This window comes from Paraburkholderia sp. AV2 (assembly GCF_054968425.1).
Genome location: NZ_JBANLK010000042.1, coordinates 21,744 through 37,542, shown reverse-complemented (window position 1 = coordinate 37,542; position 15,799 = coordinate 21,744). Strand labels below are relative to the sequence as shown.

Genomic DNA, 15,799 nt, shown 5'->3' with positions numbered 1-15,799 from the left:
TCAGGCACGCGCCAGTTCCCCGGCACGTGCGCCCGCAGCAGCCGCACGCAACTGCGCCAGCAGATCGGCGCCGGACCACGATGGACGGGTCAACGCCCGCTCGGCCTCGCGCACCAGCTCGCACAGGCGCGCGTTGACGGGCGCCTTGCGGCCCAACCGGTCGGCCAGGCGCGGCACCTCGCCGTTGATCCAGTCGATCTCGGTCTTGCGGCCCGCCGCGAGGTCGTCGGACATCGAGGAGCGCGCGAGCGGGTCGATCGTCAGCATGCGGCGGCCAAGACGTTCGAACCAGGCGTCCGGCAGGGCGAGCAGCCGGGGAATCCAGTGCGGCGGAAATGGCGTGAGCCGCGCAGGACGAATGCCTGCCGCGCTCAAGAGCGAGAGGGCCTCGCGCTGCGCCATGGCAAGGCACTGCCTGTAGGCGCGCTGCGCGAGTTCCTCCTTCAGCGGCCGGTTCGCCAGGGCGTTGATCGCATTGTTCAGGTTCAGGAGAAGCTTGGACCACTGCACCGGCAGCATCTCGTCGTGCTCCACGAGCGGCAGGCCCGCCCGGCTGAAATCGGCAAGAAACGGCTGTAGCGTCGGGGCTCGCTGCACTTCGAGCGCGCCCGCCGTGGCCTGATGAAAAGCGCCCGGGCCGCGCTCGACCACGTTGAACGGCACCATGCCCGCCAGCACAGGATGGTTCGGCAACGCGGCGCGCAACACGTCGGCATTGCCCACGCCATTCTGGAAGCTGGCGACCGGCACGCCGGGCCGCAGCACCGCCGCGAGTTCCGCAGCGGCTTCGGCGGTGGCGGCCGACTTCACGGTGACGAGCACGAGATCGGCCGATGCCGCCGCGGCGGCGTCCGTCGCATAGTCGACCTGATGAGGCGCCGCCAGCCAGCGCTGACCGCTGTAGTGCGTGAGACCGACGCCATGCTGGCGCAGCAGCCCGCCCATGCGCTCGCGTCCGATGAACACGACATCGCTCCCGGCCGCGAGCAGCCGGCCGCCGAGGTACACGCCGATCGAGCCGGCGCCATAGATACAGATCCTTGCCATTTCCCTGCCTCAGTACACCATGCGTGCGGCATGCGCCTCACCAGCGCTCCCCGAACATTCGCCGGGCATGCAGGCCGCATTCCGGCAGATCGATGCGCAGGTCGGCCTGCGCGGCCCAACCCTTACTCCGCGTAACCGGGATTCGCGCGGTCGAGACGGCGCAGCAGCCCCGGCCAGACGAGCGCGCCCGGGCTCATGCCGCGCGTCACCTCGACGATCTGGCGTTTGATGCCGGCGAGGATGGGCTGCGGGATCGAACGCAGCGCGCCGCCGCCGGCCTGCGCACGCACCTGGATCATGCAGGAGGCTTCGAAGAAGTACATCGCGACGAATGCGTCGGCAGCCGATTTGCCCACCGTCAGCAGACCGTGATTGCGCAGCATCAGGTAGGTGTTGCTGCCGAGATCGGAGACGAGACGCGGCTTCTCCTCTTCGTTGAGCGCGATGCCCTCGTAATCGTGATACCCCAGCGACGCGAGCACGCCCAGCGACTGCTGCGAGAGCGGCAGAAGGCCCTCTTCCTGCGCCGAAACCGCCACGCCGTTCACCGAATGCGTATGCATCACGCACAGCGCATCCTCGCGCGCGGCATGCACGGCGCTATGGATCGTGAAACCGGCCGGATTGATCTCGTAAGGCGAGTCCATGACCTTGCGCCCTTCCAGATCGACCTTCACGAGAGAGGACGCCGTGATCTCGTCGAACATCAGCCCATACGGGTTGATGAGGAAGTGATGCTCGGGACCCGGCACGCGCGCCGAAACATGCGTGAAAACCAGGTCGTCCCAGCCGAACAACGCGATGAGCCGGTAGGCGGCGGCGAGGTTGACCCGCGCGGTCCATTCGGCGGGGGAAACGGTCTGCTTCACGTCGGATTGCAATGCGCTCACGGTTTGTCTCCGGATCAGGGGTTGTGGTGTGGGACGTCGTTGCGTGCTTGAGTCCTTGCCAGGATGCGGCGCTGGACCGAAGCGAGCCCTCATGATCGGCATATTGGCACGCGAAATCTGTCGGGTACGCGACAACCCTGTGCAGCGCCCAAGGTGCCCGCGATGCCGCCTGCATCGTTACCAACCGTTACAGAAGCGACGCCATCGTTTCACCTACCGCCGGAGCGAGTTTCTAGAATTCGTCAGACCGTTGGGCAGCCACTCCGGGTCATCCCCATCCGGCCCGACGGTCCCGCGCAAGGCCGCCCTGGCTGCGGCCGCGCCGGTGCAGTCGATACCAACCACGCAGAATGGAGCTTTCTATGACTCGCCTCTCGCTGGCCTCGATCCTTGCCACGTCCGCCTTCGGCCTTTGCGCCGTTGCGCTCAACGCCCATGCTCAAACCCCGGCGGCGCCCACCACATCCGACGCCGGGGAACTGCATGCCGCCGACAAGACCTTCATCAGCGATGGCACCCAGACCGTTGCGACCCAGCGCGATGCCGCGCGCATTGCGGACTCGCGTTCCACCGACCGTGACGTGAAGGCCTTCGCCGAAAAGCTGGTGTCCGACTATACGAAGCTTTCCGATTCGTTGCGCGCGGCGAGCCCGCGCGGCGTCGATGTGCCGGCCAACGATCCCGACACGGCCACGCTGGCCGGCATTCAGGATCTGCGCGGCGCCGATTTCGACAAGAAATATATCGAGCAGGTGGCGCTGGACGGCCAGCAGAAGACGCTTTCGGCCTTCCAGGCCGAGATCGCATCGGGCCGCGACGCGGGCCTGAAGAAGGCGGCTACCGCCGCATTGCCCATGATCCAGGCCGATTACGCCAAGGCGCAGGAATTGGCCAAGCGTAAGCATCTCGCGGGCTGATCGATCATCCCGAATGCGCCGGCTCGCTCGATGAGGGGGCCGGCGCGCGCATCACTGCGTAGCCATCCCCGGCCCGGGCGGCGGCCCCGACGGCGCGTAGCGCTCGCCGGTCCGCGCGAACGTGACGATCTCGACACGCCGGTCGGGCTGCAGGCACGAAATAAGGCTATCCCGCGCCTGATTGTCGGAGCAGTGCGTGATCGGATCCTGCGCGCCCAGACCGCGCGCATCGATACGCCCGGCCGGGATGCCCTGCTGCACGAGCAGCGCCTTCACCGCATCCGCGCGACGTTGCGACAGTTCCAGGTTATATGCCGGCGAACCCAGACGGTCCGTATACCCGCGGACTTCGATATGGCCGAAGCGCGTTGCACTAAGCTTCGCCGCGACGTCGCGGATTTCGGCACGGCCACCCGGCAGGATGTCCGCAAGATTGCCCCGGTCGAACGCGAACAAGGCATCGGCCGACAACCGCATCACCTGCGCGACGGGCGCGGGCGGCGGGGGCGGCGCGGCCACGCCGCGGGCAACGACGACCCAGTGGCCCGGCACCCAGACGTAGCGACCGTACTGCCAGGCCCAGTAGCCGCCCGTCCACATGTAGCCTCCGCGCGGCGGCGGCGCAGCCTCATAGACCGGCGCCGGCGGCGCCAGCACCATCACCTGCGCCGAAGCCGGCGCGATGCCGCCCAATCCTGCGGCGGCTGCGAGCGCGGCACCCGCCGCCAGTTCGATTGCGATGCGGCGGCGCCGGTTGCCAATGTCGTCACGGAAAATAGCGGGTTTCATGTTTTATCGTGCAAAGCGTTGAATGGGGAGTCGGCGCAAAGACGGCAGAGACTGAGGCCGTGACCCAAGGCTAACGGCTTGCACGATGAAAAGTTTTTGCGGAGTGTAAGTAAACGTCGGTGCAAGCTTGGGCGCTGCGAACACACGCCCCCGCGCTGAAAGACGTGTTTTACCGGGACTCGCAGGGCGCGGCGGCCGCGTGCGGCAATCGCCGAAGTAATGCCGAGTAATAAACCGGCTGTAAGCCGGATACATCGGTTAAATAGGCGTTAAATCTCGCGAGTCGGCCTAAACCGCAATTCTCGATCCGCGCAAATAAATCCCCAGCCGCACGAGCGCGATCACCGCCCCCGACAAAAGCCGCATGTCGCGCGGCATGCGGCGGCGGCGAATATCGAGCAACAGCACGACGCGCACAGCGTTGCTGGCATTGCGCACTTCGTGCTCGAACGTGTCGTCCCACAACATGAATTCGCCGTCGTGCAGACGATGGTCATGGCCGTCGACGGTCAGCGTCGCCGCGGGTCGCCCATCGGCGTCGAGCGGCATCGAGAGGACGAGATAACCGCGCAGAATGCCGCGAAATGGCCCGCGATGCGGCGGAATGTGCTTGCCCGGCGCGAGAAAGGAAAACGAAGCCGAAAGCACGTCGGGCGACCGGGCCACGACTGCCGCGAGCGTGGGACAACGCGCGAGATTACGGGCAAAGCGCACGCCGTAAGCCTGCATGATGTACATGCGCCAGTCGCGTCCGTCGTTGGCCGAGATGTCGGCCTGCTCCCGCATGATTTCGTGAAAGCGTGGGATGCGGCCGAGGCTGGCCGCGACTTCCAGCGCCTCGGCGCGTATCGCCTGCCAGTTCGCCACGAAGTGTTCGGCGTCGGGGAAATGACGGGGGGCGTCGAGCACGGCCGCATCGTGCAGACGCCGGTCGTAGATGCGCCGCATGAGCCGCGCGCCGCTGTCATAGAGCCGGTTCATGAGCGTCGCGGCGGCATTGGCCAGCGTGTTGGCTGCCTGGGAGTCGTGTTTCTGCATCAACGAGTCGGATGGTCGGGTTCGTCGATCTATTGTCTCGCGAACACCTGACGGAATGACTACGTTGCTGCGGACCAACGGTCAGCCCGCAGCGAGCCTCGAAGCCATACCCGGCGCGGGCGCGCGCCTTGCGGCGCCGCGCGTGACATACTCCCGAACCTGGAAAGTACAGATACCGCCATGTTTCCTGCCATTACCACCCTCGCCCTGCTGATCATCGGCTATGTCCACGCCAACATTCCCCGCTTTACGGTGGCGGGTCGCAAGCGCTTCGTCGCGCACGCTGTGCTGCTGGCGGTCGGCCTTCTGTTCGGCGTGATCTGCGCCATGCTGGCCGGGCCGCTGGCGCCACCGTGGGTGGTGATCGCGTGCGGCGCCGGCGTCGTCCATGCGCCCGCGTTCTGCGTGCTCGTCATCAAGCGCATCAGGCATTCGGGACGAAGCTGAGCGCGCGAGGTACGAGCGGATCAGTCCTCGCCCTCGGGTCCCCTGTCGTCCGCCTCCTCGATACCATAGCGCTTGAGCTTCGCATAGAGCAGTTGACGATTGATGTTCAGCCGCCGCGCCGCGTCCGTGCGGTTATTGCCGCTGTGCCTGAGCGCGCGGCGTATGAGCATCTCTTCGAGGCGCGCGAGCGCGGAAGGCAGGTCTTCGTCGGGCCAGTCGAGCACGTGATCCGCGCCCGCGCGCTCGCCCTGCAGGAACGCGAGATCGGTCGTGTGGATATACTCGCCGCGCACCATCACGGCCACGCGCTCCATCGCGTTCTTCAACTCGCGCACGTTGCCGGGCCAGCCATAGCGGATCAGATGTGCCGCGGCGTCGGCGGACAGGCGCTTGCGCGTGAGCGCGCGGGCGAGGAAATGCTCGGCGAGCGGCACGATGTCGGCAATGCGCGCCGAAAGCGGCGGCAGATGAATCGGCACCACGTGCAGCCGGTAGTAGAGGTCTTCGCGAAAGCTGCCTTCGCGCACGCCTCGCATCAGGTCGCGGTGCGTCGCCGCGATCACGCGCACCTGCACGGGTACGGGCCGTCCGCCCACCGGCGTCACCACGCGTTCCTGCAGCGCGCGCAGGATCTTGGCCTGCATCGCCATGCCCATGTCGCCGATCTCGTCGAGAAAGAGCGTGCCGTGCGCGGCCTGGCGGAACGCGCCTTCGCGCTCGGCGCTCGCGCCCGTGAACGCGCCGCGCGTATGGCCAAATAGTTCGCTTTCCAGAAGATCGGCGGGAATCGCCGCACAGTTCACCGCGACGAACGGCCCGCGATTGTGCAGGCCGTGTTCGTGGATCGCGCGCGCGACGACTTCCTTGCCCGTACCCGTTTCGCCGGTGAGCAGCACGGTGGCGTCGCTGTCGGCGAGTACGCCGATGGTCTTCTGCACCGCGCGCATCGCCTCGCTCGAGCCGATCAGCGTTTCGGGCTCCGCGCTCGCCACGAGCGGCTGCGGCTCCACGATGCTCGCGAGCATGCGCTCCAGCACCTGGGCGATATCGTTGCGGCCGATAGGCTTGGTGAGGTGGTCGAAGGCGCCAAGGCGCATGGCCTCGATCGTGTTGGACGCCGTGGCGTGCGCGGTGAGCACGGCAACCGCCGGAGCGGCCGGACGCTCGCGCAGGCGGCGCAGCACCTCCAACCCGTCGATGCCCGGCATGCGCAGATCGAGGAACATCGCGCTCACGGGTTCGCGCTCGACGAGTTCGAGCGCCAGCGCGCCGTTCGCGGCGAGGCAAACGCTGTGGCCGAGGTCGCGCACGACTTCGGCGAGCGCGTCGCGCATGGTCTCGTCGTCGTCGACGATCAGGATGTGGGCCATGGCAATACCATTTCGAATGTCGTTCCGTTCGCGCGCCGCACGAAGCGGGCCACGCCGCCGTGCGCTTCCGCCACTTCGCGCACAATCGAAAGGCCGAGGCCCGTGCCGTCCGGGCGGCCCGTGACGAACGGCTCGAACAGGTGCTCGAGAATCGCGGCAGGCGGGCCCGCGCCTTCGTCGTGAACCGCCAGGATGGTGGCGTCGTGCTCGCGCCGCGCGGCCACCACGATACGGCTGCCGGAGGGCGCCGCCTCGATCGCGTTGAGGATCAGGTTGTCGAGCGCGCGCTCCAGTTGATCGGGATCGAAGCGGGCCTCGTGAAGATCGCCCGTGCGCGTCATCGTAACCTGCTTCGCCGCGGCCCGATCCGCATGCCGTGCGAGGCACGCGTCGAGGAACGGCCCGATCGCCACCTGCTCGCGCCGCGGCTCGTCGTGCTCCGTGATGCTGAGGAGGCGCCGCACGAGCGCGTCGAGCCGCTCGATCTGTCCGAGTATCACCTGAAGCGCCTGCGGCTGCCGCTCGGGGCCCGCCGCCACGGCGCTCTCCGCCTTCAGGCGCATCGCCGCGATCGGATTGCGGATTTCGTGCGCGACGCCTGCGGCCACGCGGCCAATCGCGGCCATCCGCTCGGCCGTGGCCATCTGGCGCGCCAGCGTGTCGGCGCGCTGGCGCGCAGCCGAAAGCCGCCGCCCCGCCTCGTTCAGCGCGAGCACGATGCGGTCGAGCTCGCGCTCGCGCGTGGCGGGCAGCACCGGCAGCTCGGCCACGTCGTAGGCGTTGAGCGCGCTCTCGATTTGCGAGACGTGGCGCGACCAGGTCATCGTGAGATGCGTGAGCAGCGCCGCGGCCGCCAGCACCATGACGAGCAGCACGCCGAGACCCGCCATGAGCTGGTGGTAGCTGCTGCCCGCGAAGGTCAGCGCCCAGCTCATCGTCCAGGCGGTGAGGTGCGGAATCGGCCCGGGCAGCGGGCACGCCGCCAGCAGGAGCGTCTGCGACTGCCCCCGGTAGCGCTTGCTCGTCGTGTGGTCGCTCGCGAGCGCGGCCTCGTTGATCGCGCGAATGCGCGGCAGCTCGCCTCCGGGCGGGTCGGTGCGCTCCACCGCGCCGGGGTAGGTGGGATACGCGTAGGCAAACGAGCCCGCTTCGCCGCTCCAGATGCCGCCCTGAATGCCGGGCCGCGTGCGCAGCGAGCCGTCGAGCAGATCGCTCAAGCGGCGGTGCACGGTGGCGTCGTCGAGGCCGGCCTTCAGCTCCGGATGTGCCTCGCTATAGGTGCGGTAGGCCGCCGCGATCGAGTCGCAGGCGCGCGTGTTCTCGGTCGCGGCCTGATTCAGCAGCGCATCCGCCGATTGGTGAAACAGTCCGACCATCAGGACACCGGTCGCCAGCGCCGCGCCAACGAGGAGAACGAGCAGCAGGATCAGCCGGCCGCGTAGGGATCGGAGCATGTCGGTCCAGTTACGGTTTTCAGTGGTGGTGAGGGACAGGGGCATTATCCAACGCGAAAGCCGTGCCAGGCGAGCCGCGGGTTCCCGCGCCAGCCGCCAGGCGCCGGCCAGCCTGCGCGTGTCGCAAATCACGACACGGCCTGTTGGGTTTTACGACAGCGGCCGGCCGTCCGATCCCGGTCATCGCCCGGAAAACCCAAGCCGCATCGTTGCGCTCTGCCTGGCATGTCCTTTGCAGAGGATGGCACGCGTTTTATCCCTCCCCGCGTGGCCAGGATCGTCCCGATCGAACCCGCATGGCGATGGCGGCGCGCTTACGGGCCCCGATCGAGGCGTTATGAATAGAAAACACATCAACTGGGTAGCACTCGCTATCGCAGTGCTGCTCGTCGCCGTCGCGGCGTGGTTCTTCCTCGGCCGGCGCCCTGCCGCGAGCAACGCGGCGGCGCCGCGCGGCATTCCGGTTTCGGCCGTCGCCGTCAAGCTGGCCGACGTGCCCGTGTACATCGACGCGCTCGGCACCGTCACGCCCATCCGCACCGTGACGCTGATCACCCAGGTCAACGGCATTCTCGATTCGGTCGGCTTCAAGGAAGGCCAGCGCGTCAAGAAAGACCAGGTGATCGCGCACATCGACTCGCGCCAGCTCGAGGCCGAGCTGCAGCAGGCCCAGGGCACGCTCGTGCACGATCAGGCCACGCTCGCCAACGACCGCCTGAACCTGCAGCGCTACCAGGTGCTCATCAAGACCGGCTCGATCACGCAGCAGCAGCTCGACACGCAGGTGGCCACCGTCAAGCAGGACGAGGGCGCGGTCACAGCCGACACGGGCAACGTCAAGAATCTCCAGGTGCAGGTGAGCTACTGCACGATCACGTCGCCGGTGGACGGCGTGATCGGCCTGCGCCTCGTCGATCCAGGCAACTACGTGACGACGACGAGCACGACCGGCATGGCCGTCATCGCCCAGCTCGAACCGATCACCGTGATCTACGCGGTGCCGGAGGACTACCTCGGCCAGATTCACGAAGCCATGGCGCGCGGCCCCGTGAAGGTGCTCGCCTGGGACCGCGACAAACGCAAGCTCCTCGCCACCGGCACGCTGCTCGCGCTCGACAACCAGGTCGACACGACCACCGGCACGGTCAAGGTCCGCGCCCAGTTCGATCACGCGGGCGACGCACTCTTTCCGAACCAGTTCGTGAATGCGAGCATGCAGGCCGACACGCTCGACCAGGTGCCGGTGATCCCGACCGCGGCGATCCAGCACGGCACCAACGGCGACTTCGTCTTCGTGGTGGGCGCGGGCAACAAGGCCGTGCTGCGCAACGTAAAGGCGGGCCCGGTGAGCGGCGACGACACGGCCATTCCCGACGGCAGCGTGAAGCCGGGCGAGCGCGTGGTGACCGACGGCGCCGACAAGCTCGACAACGGCTCGCTCATGCGGGTTGTTTCGTCGCCGGCTGTCTCGTCACCCGCTGTTTCGTCCGCTTCGCACTGAACAGGCCGCGCCCATGAATATCTCGCGCCCGTTCATCGAGCGGCCGATCGCCACCGCGCTGTTGATGGTGGCGATTCTGCTCGCCGGCCTGCTCGGCTATCACCTGCTGCCCGTTTCGGCGCTGCCCGAGGTCGATTACCCGACGATCCAGGTCTACACGCAGTACCCCGGCGCCGCGCCCGACGTGGTCAGCTCGTCGATCACCGCGCCGCTCGAAGTGCAGCTCGGCGAAATGGCGGGCCTGAAGTCGATGAACTCGACCAGTTCGAACGGCGTCTCGGTCATCACGCTAGAGTTCGACCTCACGCTCTCGCTCGACGTCGCGGAGCAGGAGGTGCAAGCCGCCATCAATGCGTCGGCGAGCTACCTGCCGGCCAACCTGCCCTACCCGCCCGTCTACAGCAAGGTCAATCCGGCCGACGCGCCGGTGCTCACACTGTCGCTCACGTCCCAAACGCTGCCGCTCACGAAGATCGAAGACCTCGCCGACACGCGCCTCGCGCAGAAGATCTCGCAGATCTCGGGCGTGGGGCTCGTCACGATCAGCGGCGGGCAGCGTCCGGCCGTGCGCGTGGAAACGAACACGGGCATGCTCAACTCGCTCGGCATGTCGCTCGACGACGTGCGCACCGCGCTCGCCGACGCCAACGTGAACCAGGCGAAGGGCAACCTGGACGGCCGCTACCAGTCGTATGCGATCGGCGCCAACGACCAGCTTCAGACCGCTTCGGCCTATACGGACCTCGTGATCGCCTACAAGAACGGCGCGCCCGTCCGCCTCTCGCAGATCGCGCACTCCGTCGACGGCGCCGAGGACGTGCGCCAGGCCGCGTGGACCAACGACACGCCCTCGATCGTGCTCAACATCCAGCGCCAGCCGGGCGCGAACGTGATCGACGTGGTGGACCGCGTGCAAAAGCTGCTGCCGCAGTTGCGCGCAAGCTTGCCGGGCACGCTGAAGGTCGACGTGCTGACCGACCGCACGCAGACTATCCGCGCCTCGGTGCGCGACGTCGAGTACGAGCTCGGCATGGCCGTCGCGCTCGTGGTGATGGTGATCTTCCTGTTCCTGCGCAAGCTCGCGGCCACCCTCATTCCGGCCGTGACGGTCCCGCTCTCGCTGATCGGCACGCTCGCGGTGGCCTACGGCCTCGACTTCTCGCTCAACAATCTCACGCTGATGTCGCTCACCGTGGCCACGGGCTTCGTGGTGGACGACGCGATCGTGATGATCGAGAACATCACGCGCTACCTCGAAATGGGCGAAACGCCGCTCAATGCAGCGCTGAAGGGAGCCAAACAGATAGGATTCACGATCATTTCGCTTTCGGTCTCGCTGATTGCCGTGATGATTCCGCTCCTCTTCATGGGCGACGTGGTCGGGCGGCTCTTTCGCGAGTTCGCGCTCACGCTCGCCATCGCCATCGTGATCTCGGCATTCGTCTCGCTCACGCTCACGCCGATGATGTGCTCGCGCATGTTCAAGCCGCACGACGCCGCACACGGCGCGGAGCACCATGCGGACTTCTTCGACAAGATCAACGCGCAGTACGTCAAGGGACTCGGCTGGGTGCTGGAGCACCGCGTGCTCACGCTGATCTCGGTGGCCGTGACGGCGGCGCTCACCTTCGCGATCCTGTTCTTCATGCCGAAGGGCTTCTTTCCCGAGCAGGACACGGGCCTTATCGAAGGGATCTCCCAGGCCTCGCCGGGCATTTCGTTCCAGTACATGGTGAAGAAGCAGGAACAGCTCGTTGGCCAGATCCTCAAGGATCCGGCGGTGGAAAGTCTCTCCTCGTTCATCGGCATCAACCAGACGAGCCCGACGCTGAACCAGGGAACCATCCTCATCAACCTGAAGGACAAGGGCGATCGCGACAGCAGCGCCGCCGTGATCCGCCGCCTCTCGGATTCGACCGCGGGCGACGCCGGCATGCGCCTCTTCCTGCACCCCGTGCAGGATCTCACGCTCGACGACACGCTCTCGACCACGAGCTACCGCGTCGGCCTCCAGGCGACCGACACGGACGTGCTCAACGAATGGACCGGCAAGCTGATCGCGGCGCTGCGCGCGGACCCCGCGTTCGCCGACGTGCAAAGCCAGGCCATGCAGCAGGGCAACCAGATCCAGCTGACCTTCGACCGCGACACCGCTTCGCGCCTCGGCATCACGCCCCAGGCGATCGACGACGTGCTGTACGACGCCTACGGCCAGCGCCAGGTCTCGACGATCTATACGCAGCTGAACCAGTACCACGTCGTGCTCGCGGCCAACCGCGAATCGAGCGACATGACCCACCTGCTCGACGGCCTCTACGTCGATACGGCCTCGGGCGGCGTCGCGCCGCTCGCCACGATGGCGACCATGAAGCTCATCCCCTCGCCCGTCACGATCAACCGCCAGGGCCAGTTCCCCTACGCGGACGTGTCGTTCAACCTGGCGCCGGGCTACACGCTCGGCACGGCGCTCTCGCACCTTTCCGGCATCGAGAAGCGCATCGGCCTGCCGGCCACGGTGCAGGCGTCGCTCGAAGGCTCGGCGGCCACCTTCCAGGCCTCGCTCGCGAACGAAGCCTTCCTCGTGGCAGCGGCCATCATCGTCGTGTATCTGATGCTCGGCATTCTGTACGAGAGCTTCATCCATCCGGTGACGATCCTCTCCACACTGCCCTCGGCCGCGCTCGGCGCGCTCGCCGCGCTCGTCGTCACCGGCACGCAGTTCGACATCATCGGCCTGATCGGCATCGTGCTGCTGATCGGCATCGTGATGAAGAACGCGATCATGATGATCGACTTCGCGCTCGAACTGGAGCGCAACGAAAAGCTCGCGCCCGTCGAGGCGATCCGCCGCGCCGCCGAGCTGCGCTTCCGGCCGATCCTGATGACCACCATGGCGTCGCTGTTCGGCGCCGTGCCGCTCGCGTTCGGCACCGGCATGGGCTCGGAGCTGCGGCATCCGCTCGGCATCGCGATCATCGGCGGCCTGATCGTGAGCCAGCTGCTCACGCTCTTTTCGACGCCCGTGATGTATCTCGCGCTGCATCGCGTCGAGGACTTCTTCAGCAAGAACGCGCCCGGCGCAGCCGGCGCAACCGGTGCGGCGGCGGAGTAACCGGCAATGAACCTCTCAGAACCGTTCATTCGCCGGCCCGTCGCGACCACGCTGATCGCCGTGGGCATCGCGCTCTTCGGCATGCTCGCGTTCAAGCTGCTGCCCGTGGCGCCGCTGCCCGAGATCGACTTTCCGACCATCAACGTAACGGCGCACCTGCCGGGCGCCGATCCGGAGACGGTGGCGACCTCGGTGGCCACGCCGCTCGAACGCCAGTTCGGCCAGATCGCCGGCATCACGCAGATGACCTCGGTGAGCTCGCTCGGCGCGACGCGCATCACGATGCAGTTCGACCTGAACCGCAACATCGACGGCGCCGCGCGCGACGTGCAGGCCGCCATCAACGCCGCGCGCACGAACCTGCCCGCGAACCTCGACGGCAACCCGACCTATCGCAAGGTCAACCCTGCCGACGCGCCCATTCTCATCATCAGCCTCACCTCCGATTCGGCCACGCGCGGGCAGCTCTACGACGCCGCCTCCACGGTGCTGCAGCAAAAGCTGCTGCAAACGCCGGGCGTGGGCGACGTGACCGTGGGCGGCGGCGCGCTGCCCGCCGTGCGCATCGAGCTGAACCCCGACCGCGTGAGCCACTACGGCGTGAGCCTCGAGCAGATCCGCACGGCAATCGCGAACTCCAACACCGACCTGCCGAAGGGCTCGGCGGCATTGAGCGGGGTGGCCTACACGATCGGCGCCAACGACATGCTGTACAACCCGGCCGACTACGCGCCGATCATCGTCAAGCAGGTCGGCAACGACGTCGTGCACATCTCGGACCTGGGCTACGTGCGCCAGGACGTGGAAAATCTGGAGAACTACGGACTTTCGGACGGCAAGCCCGCCGTGCTGCTGATCGTCTACAAGGAGCCGGGCGCGAACGTCATCGACACCGTGGACAACGTGAAGGCCGCGCTGCCGTTCCTCGAAGCGTCGATCCTGCCCACCATCCGGCTCAACATCCTGATGGACCGCACGGTCACGATCCGCGCCTCGCTGCTCGACGTGGAGATCACGCTGGCCGTTTCGATCCTGCTCGTCACGCTGGTGACTTTCGCCTTTTTCCGCAGTTGGCGCACGACGCTCGTGCCAGCCATCGTCGTGCCGCTCTCGCTGCTCGGCACGTTCGGCATCATGTACTTCCTCGGCTTCAGCCTGAACAACCTCTCGCTGATGGCGCTCACCATCTCGACGGGCTTCGTGGTGGACGACGCGATCGTCGTGGTCGAGAACATCATGCGCCACCTGGAGCGCGGCGAACGGCCCGTGCAGGCCGCGCTGAACGGCGCGCGCGAAGTGGGCTTCACGGTGCTCACGATCAGCGTGTCGCTCGTCGCCGTGTTCATTCCGCTCCTGCTGATGGGCGGCATTGTCGGGCGGCTGTTCCGCGAGTTCTCGGTGTCGCTCTCCGCCGCGATCATCATGTCGATGCTCATCTCGCTCACGGTCACGCCCATGCTCTCCAGCGTGGCCCTGCACGGCGCGCACGAAGGGCACCGCGAAGAGGAGTACCCCGACTCGCGCTTTCACCGCTTCTACGCGCGCACGCTCGGCTGGGTGATCCGCCATCCGCTCCTGATGGGCATCGTCACGATCCTCGTGCTCGCGCTCAACGTGATGCTCTATGTGGTCGTGCCCAAGGGCTTCTTTCCGCAGGAGGACACGGGACGCCTGATCGGCTCGATCCAGGCCTCGCAGAGCATCTCGTACCGGCTCATGCAGCAGAAGTTCACGGCCATCTCGAAGCAGGTGCTCGCCAATCCGAACGTGCAGGCCGTGGGCGGCTTCATCGGCGGCACCAACGCGATCAACACGGCGATCCTGTTCGTGACGCTCAAGCCGCTCGGCGTGCGCCACGCGACGGCCGACGAGGTCATCGCGCAGATCCGCCGCACGCTGGGCGACATTCCGGGCGCGCGGCTCTATCTGCAGTCGGCCCAGGACATCACGGTGGGCGGCCGGCAAAGCGCGGCGCAATACCAGTACACGCTGACCGCCGACGACCAGGACGACCTCGACAAGTGGGTGCCGAAGGTGGTCGCGCTGATGCACAAGATCCCGATTCTCCAGGACGTCAACACGGACCAGCAGGACAACAGCATGCAGGCGACCGTGAATGTGAACCGCGATGCGGCGGGACGCCTCGGCGTGAACTTCGACTCGATCGACAACGCGCTCTACGACGCGTTCGGCCAGCGCCAGGTCTCGACGATCTACAAGTCGGCCAACCAATATCACGTGGTGATGGAACTCGCGCCCGAGTATTGGACCGACCCCGCCGCGCTCAAGGGCATCTACGTGCCGGCCGGCGCACCGAGCGCGGGCGGCGCCGGCTCGGGCGGCAGCGGCAGCCCGGCGGGCGCGAGCGTCATGACCTCGGCCAGCGAGACCGCCGCGCTCGCCGCGGCGGCTTCGGCCGCCGCCGCGGCCGGCCCCGCCAGCACGACCGTCACGCCCGCCACGGCCGTGCTTTCGAGCGGCGAGCCGCTCGTGCCGCTCGCCGCGATGGCGCATTTCTCGATCGACCGCACGGCGATCTCGATCAATCACCAGGGCGTCTTCCCGGCCGTCACGGCGTCGTTCAACCTCGCGCCCGGCGCCTCGATCGGCGCGGCCACGCGCGAGGTCGACGACGCCGTCTCCCAGTTGCGCATGCCCGCCAGCATCACCGGCAATTTCGCGGGCACCGCGCAGGTGTTCCAGCAGTCGGTGTCGAGCGAGCCGCTCCTGATCGTGGCCGCGCTGCTCTCCGTGTACATCGTGCTCGGCATGCTCTACGAGAACCTGATGCACCCGCTCACGATCCTCTCGACGCTGCCCTCGGCCGGCGTGGGCGCGCTGATCGCGCTGATCGCCACGCATACGGAGCTTTCGATCATCGCGCTCGTCGGCGTGATCCTGCTGATCGGCATCGTGAAGAAGAACGCGATCATGATGATCGACTTCGCCATTACCGAAGAGCGCCAGCACAAGCTGCCCGCCGAAGAGGCCATCACGCGCGCATGCCTGATCCGCTTCCGGCCGATCATGATGACGACGAGCGCCGCGATACTCGGCGCGCTGCCGCTCGTGTTCGGCTCGGGCTACGGGTCGGAATTCCGCAAGCCGCTCGGCATCTCGATCATCGGCGGCCTCATCTTCAGCCAGATGCTCACGCTCTATACGACGCCCGTCATCTATCTGTGGCTCGACCGGGCCTATCAACGCTTGCGTCGCCGCAAGAAGGAAGCATGA

The 15,799-nt window shown here is 67.1% G+C and carries 11 protein-coding genes; 5 read left to right on the top strand and 6 right to left on the bottom strand.

The features are described 5' to 3' along the window. Together V8683_RS24105 and V8683_RS24100 are read right to left on the bottom strand one after the other, a co-directional pair. Window positions 1–1,047 carry a 2-dehydropantoate 2-reductase gene (locus V8683_RS24105; protein WP_411192750.1) on the bottom strand — a complete coding sequence of 349 codons (1,047 nt, stop codon included), beginning with the start codon at window positions 1,045–1,047 and terminating at the stop codon, window positions 1–3. 122 nt (window positions 1,048–1,169) lie between these two features. Beyond that, entirely contained in the window at window positions 1,170–1,937 is a 768-nt protein-coding gene (locus tag V8683_RS24100) for a class II aldolase/adducin family protein (protein WP_411192749.1), read from the bottom strand. Between the two features lie 362 nt (window positions 1,938–2,299). On the opposite strand from V8683_RS24100, the gene V8683_RS24095 reads away from it, so the two are divergent. Beyond that, window positions 2,300–2,854 (top strand): DUF4142 domain-containing protein, encoded by a 555-nt coding sequence (locus V8683_RS24095; protein WP_411192748.1) that lies wholly within the window; start codon window positions 2,300–2,302, stop codon window positions 2,852–2,854. A gap of 51 nt (window positions 2,855–2,905) precedes the next feature. Here V8683_RS24095 and V8683_RS24090 read toward each other — a convergent pair whose 3' ends face one another. Beyond that, window positions 2,906–3,643 (bottom strand): OmpA family protein, encoded by a 738-nt coding sequence (locus V8683_RS24090; RefSeq protein WP_411192747.1) that lies wholly within the window; start codon window positions 3,641–3,643, stop codon window positions 2,906–2,908. Window positions 3,644–3,931: 288 nt separating this feature from the next. After that, complete coding sequence (locus V8683_RS24085; RefSeq protein WP_411193512.1) at window positions 3,932–4,624, bottom strand: aspartyl/asparaginyl beta-hydroxylase domain-containing protein; 693 nt, start codon at window positions 4,622–4,624, stop codon at window positions 3,932–3,934. 237 nt (window positions 4,625–4,861) lie between these two features. Between V8683_RS24085 and V8683_RS24080 the strand changes: the two genes are divergently transcribed. Continuing rightward, entirely contained in the window at window positions 4,862–5,128 is a 267-nt protein-coding gene (locus V8683_RS24080; protein ID WP_411192746.1) for a hypothetical protein, read from the top strand. A 20-nt stretch (window positions 5,129–5,148) separates the two neighbouring features. On the opposite strand, the gene V8683_RS24075 is transcribed toward V8683_RS24080, so the two are convergent. Together V8683_RS24075 and V8683_RS24070 are read right to left on the bottom strand one after the other, a co-directional pair. Continuing rightward, on the bottom strand, window positions 5,149–6,498 hold the full coding sequence (locus tag V8683_RS24075; protein ID WP_411192745.1) for a sigma-54-dependent transcriptional regulator: 1,350 nt from the start codon (window positions 6,496–6,498) through the stop codon (window positions 5,149–5,151). Then, complete coding sequence (locus tag V8683_RS24070; protein ID WP_411192744.1) at window positions 6,483–7,952, bottom strand: sensor histidine kinase; 1,470 nt, start codon at window positions 7,950–7,952, stop codon at window positions 6,483–6,485. Before V8683_RS24070 ends, V8683_RS24075 begins: the two co-directional genes overlap by 16 nt. A 337-nt stretch (window positions 7,953–8,289) precedes the next feature. On the opposite strand from V8683_RS24070, the gene V8683_RS24065 reads away from it, so the two are divergent. From V8683_RS24065 to V8683_RS24055, 3 genes are read left to right on the top strand one after another with little or no spacing between them, the layout of a single operon-like run. Continuing rightward, window positions 8,290–9,453, top strand: a complete 1,164-nt coding sequence (locus V8683_RS24065) for an efflux RND transporter periplasmic adaptor subunit (RefSeq protein WP_411192743.1) — start codon at window positions 8,290–8,292, stop codon at window positions 9,451–9,453. A gap of 13 nt (window positions 9,454–9,466) precedes the next feature. Further along, window positions 9,467–12,565 carry an efflux RND transporter permease subunit gene (locus tag V8683_RS24060; RefSeq protein ID WP_411192742.1) on the top strand — a complete coding sequence of 1,033 codons (3,099 nt, stop codon included), beginning with the start codon at window positions 9,467–9,469 and terminating at the stop codon, window positions 12,563–12,565. A 6-nt stretch (window positions 12,566–12,571) separates the two neighbouring features. Then, window positions 12,572–15,799, top strand: coding sequence for an efflux RND transporter permease subunit (locus V8683_RS24055; RefSeq protein ID WP_411192741.1), 3,228 nt, complete (start codon window positions 12,572–12,574; stop codon window positions 15,797–15,799).

Excerpts from the sequence above, each read along its gene's own strand:
- V8683_RS24105 (WP_411192750.1), bottom strand. The coding sequence starts at position 1,047 with ATGGCAAGGATCTGTATCTATGGCGCCGGCTCGATCGGCGTGTACCTC.
- V8683_RS24095 (WP_411192748.1), top strand. The coding sequence starts at position 2,300 with ATGACTCGCCTCTCGCTGGCCTCGATCCTTGCCACGTCCGCCTTCGGC.
- V8683_RS24090 (WP_411192747.1), bottom strand. The coding sequence starts at position 3,643 with ATGAAACCCGCTATTTTCCGTGACGACATTGGCAACCGGCGCCGCCGC.
- V8683_RS24085 (WP_411193512.1), bottom strand. The coding sequence starts at position 4,624 with ATGAACCGGCTCTATGACAGCGGCGCGCGGCTCATGCGGCGCATCTAC.
- V8683_RS24080 (WP_411192746.1), top strand. The coding sequence starts at position 4,862 with ATGTTTCCTGCCATTACCACCCTCGCCCTGCTGATCATCGGCTATGTC.
- V8683_RS24075 (WP_411192745.1), bottom strand. The coding sequence starts at position 6,498 with ATGGCCCACATCCTGATCGTCGACGACGACGAGACCATGCGCGACGCG.
- V8683_RS24070 (WP_411192744.1), bottom strand. The coding sequence starts at position 7,952 with ATGCTCCGATCCCTACGCGGCCGGCTGATCCTGCTGCTCGTTCTCCTC.
- V8683_RS24065 (WP_411192743.1), top strand. The coding sequence starts at position 8,290 with ATGAATAGAAAACACATCAACTGGGTAGCACTCGCTATCGCAGTGCTG.
- V8683_RS24060 (WP_411192742.1), top strand. The coding sequence starts at position 9,467 with ATGAATATCTCGCGCCCGTTCATCGAGCGGCCGATCGCCACCGCGCTG.
- V8683_RS24055 (WP_411192741.1), top strand. The coding sequence starts at position 12,572 with ATGAACCTCTCAGAACCGTTCATTCGCCGGCCCGTCGCGACCACGCTG.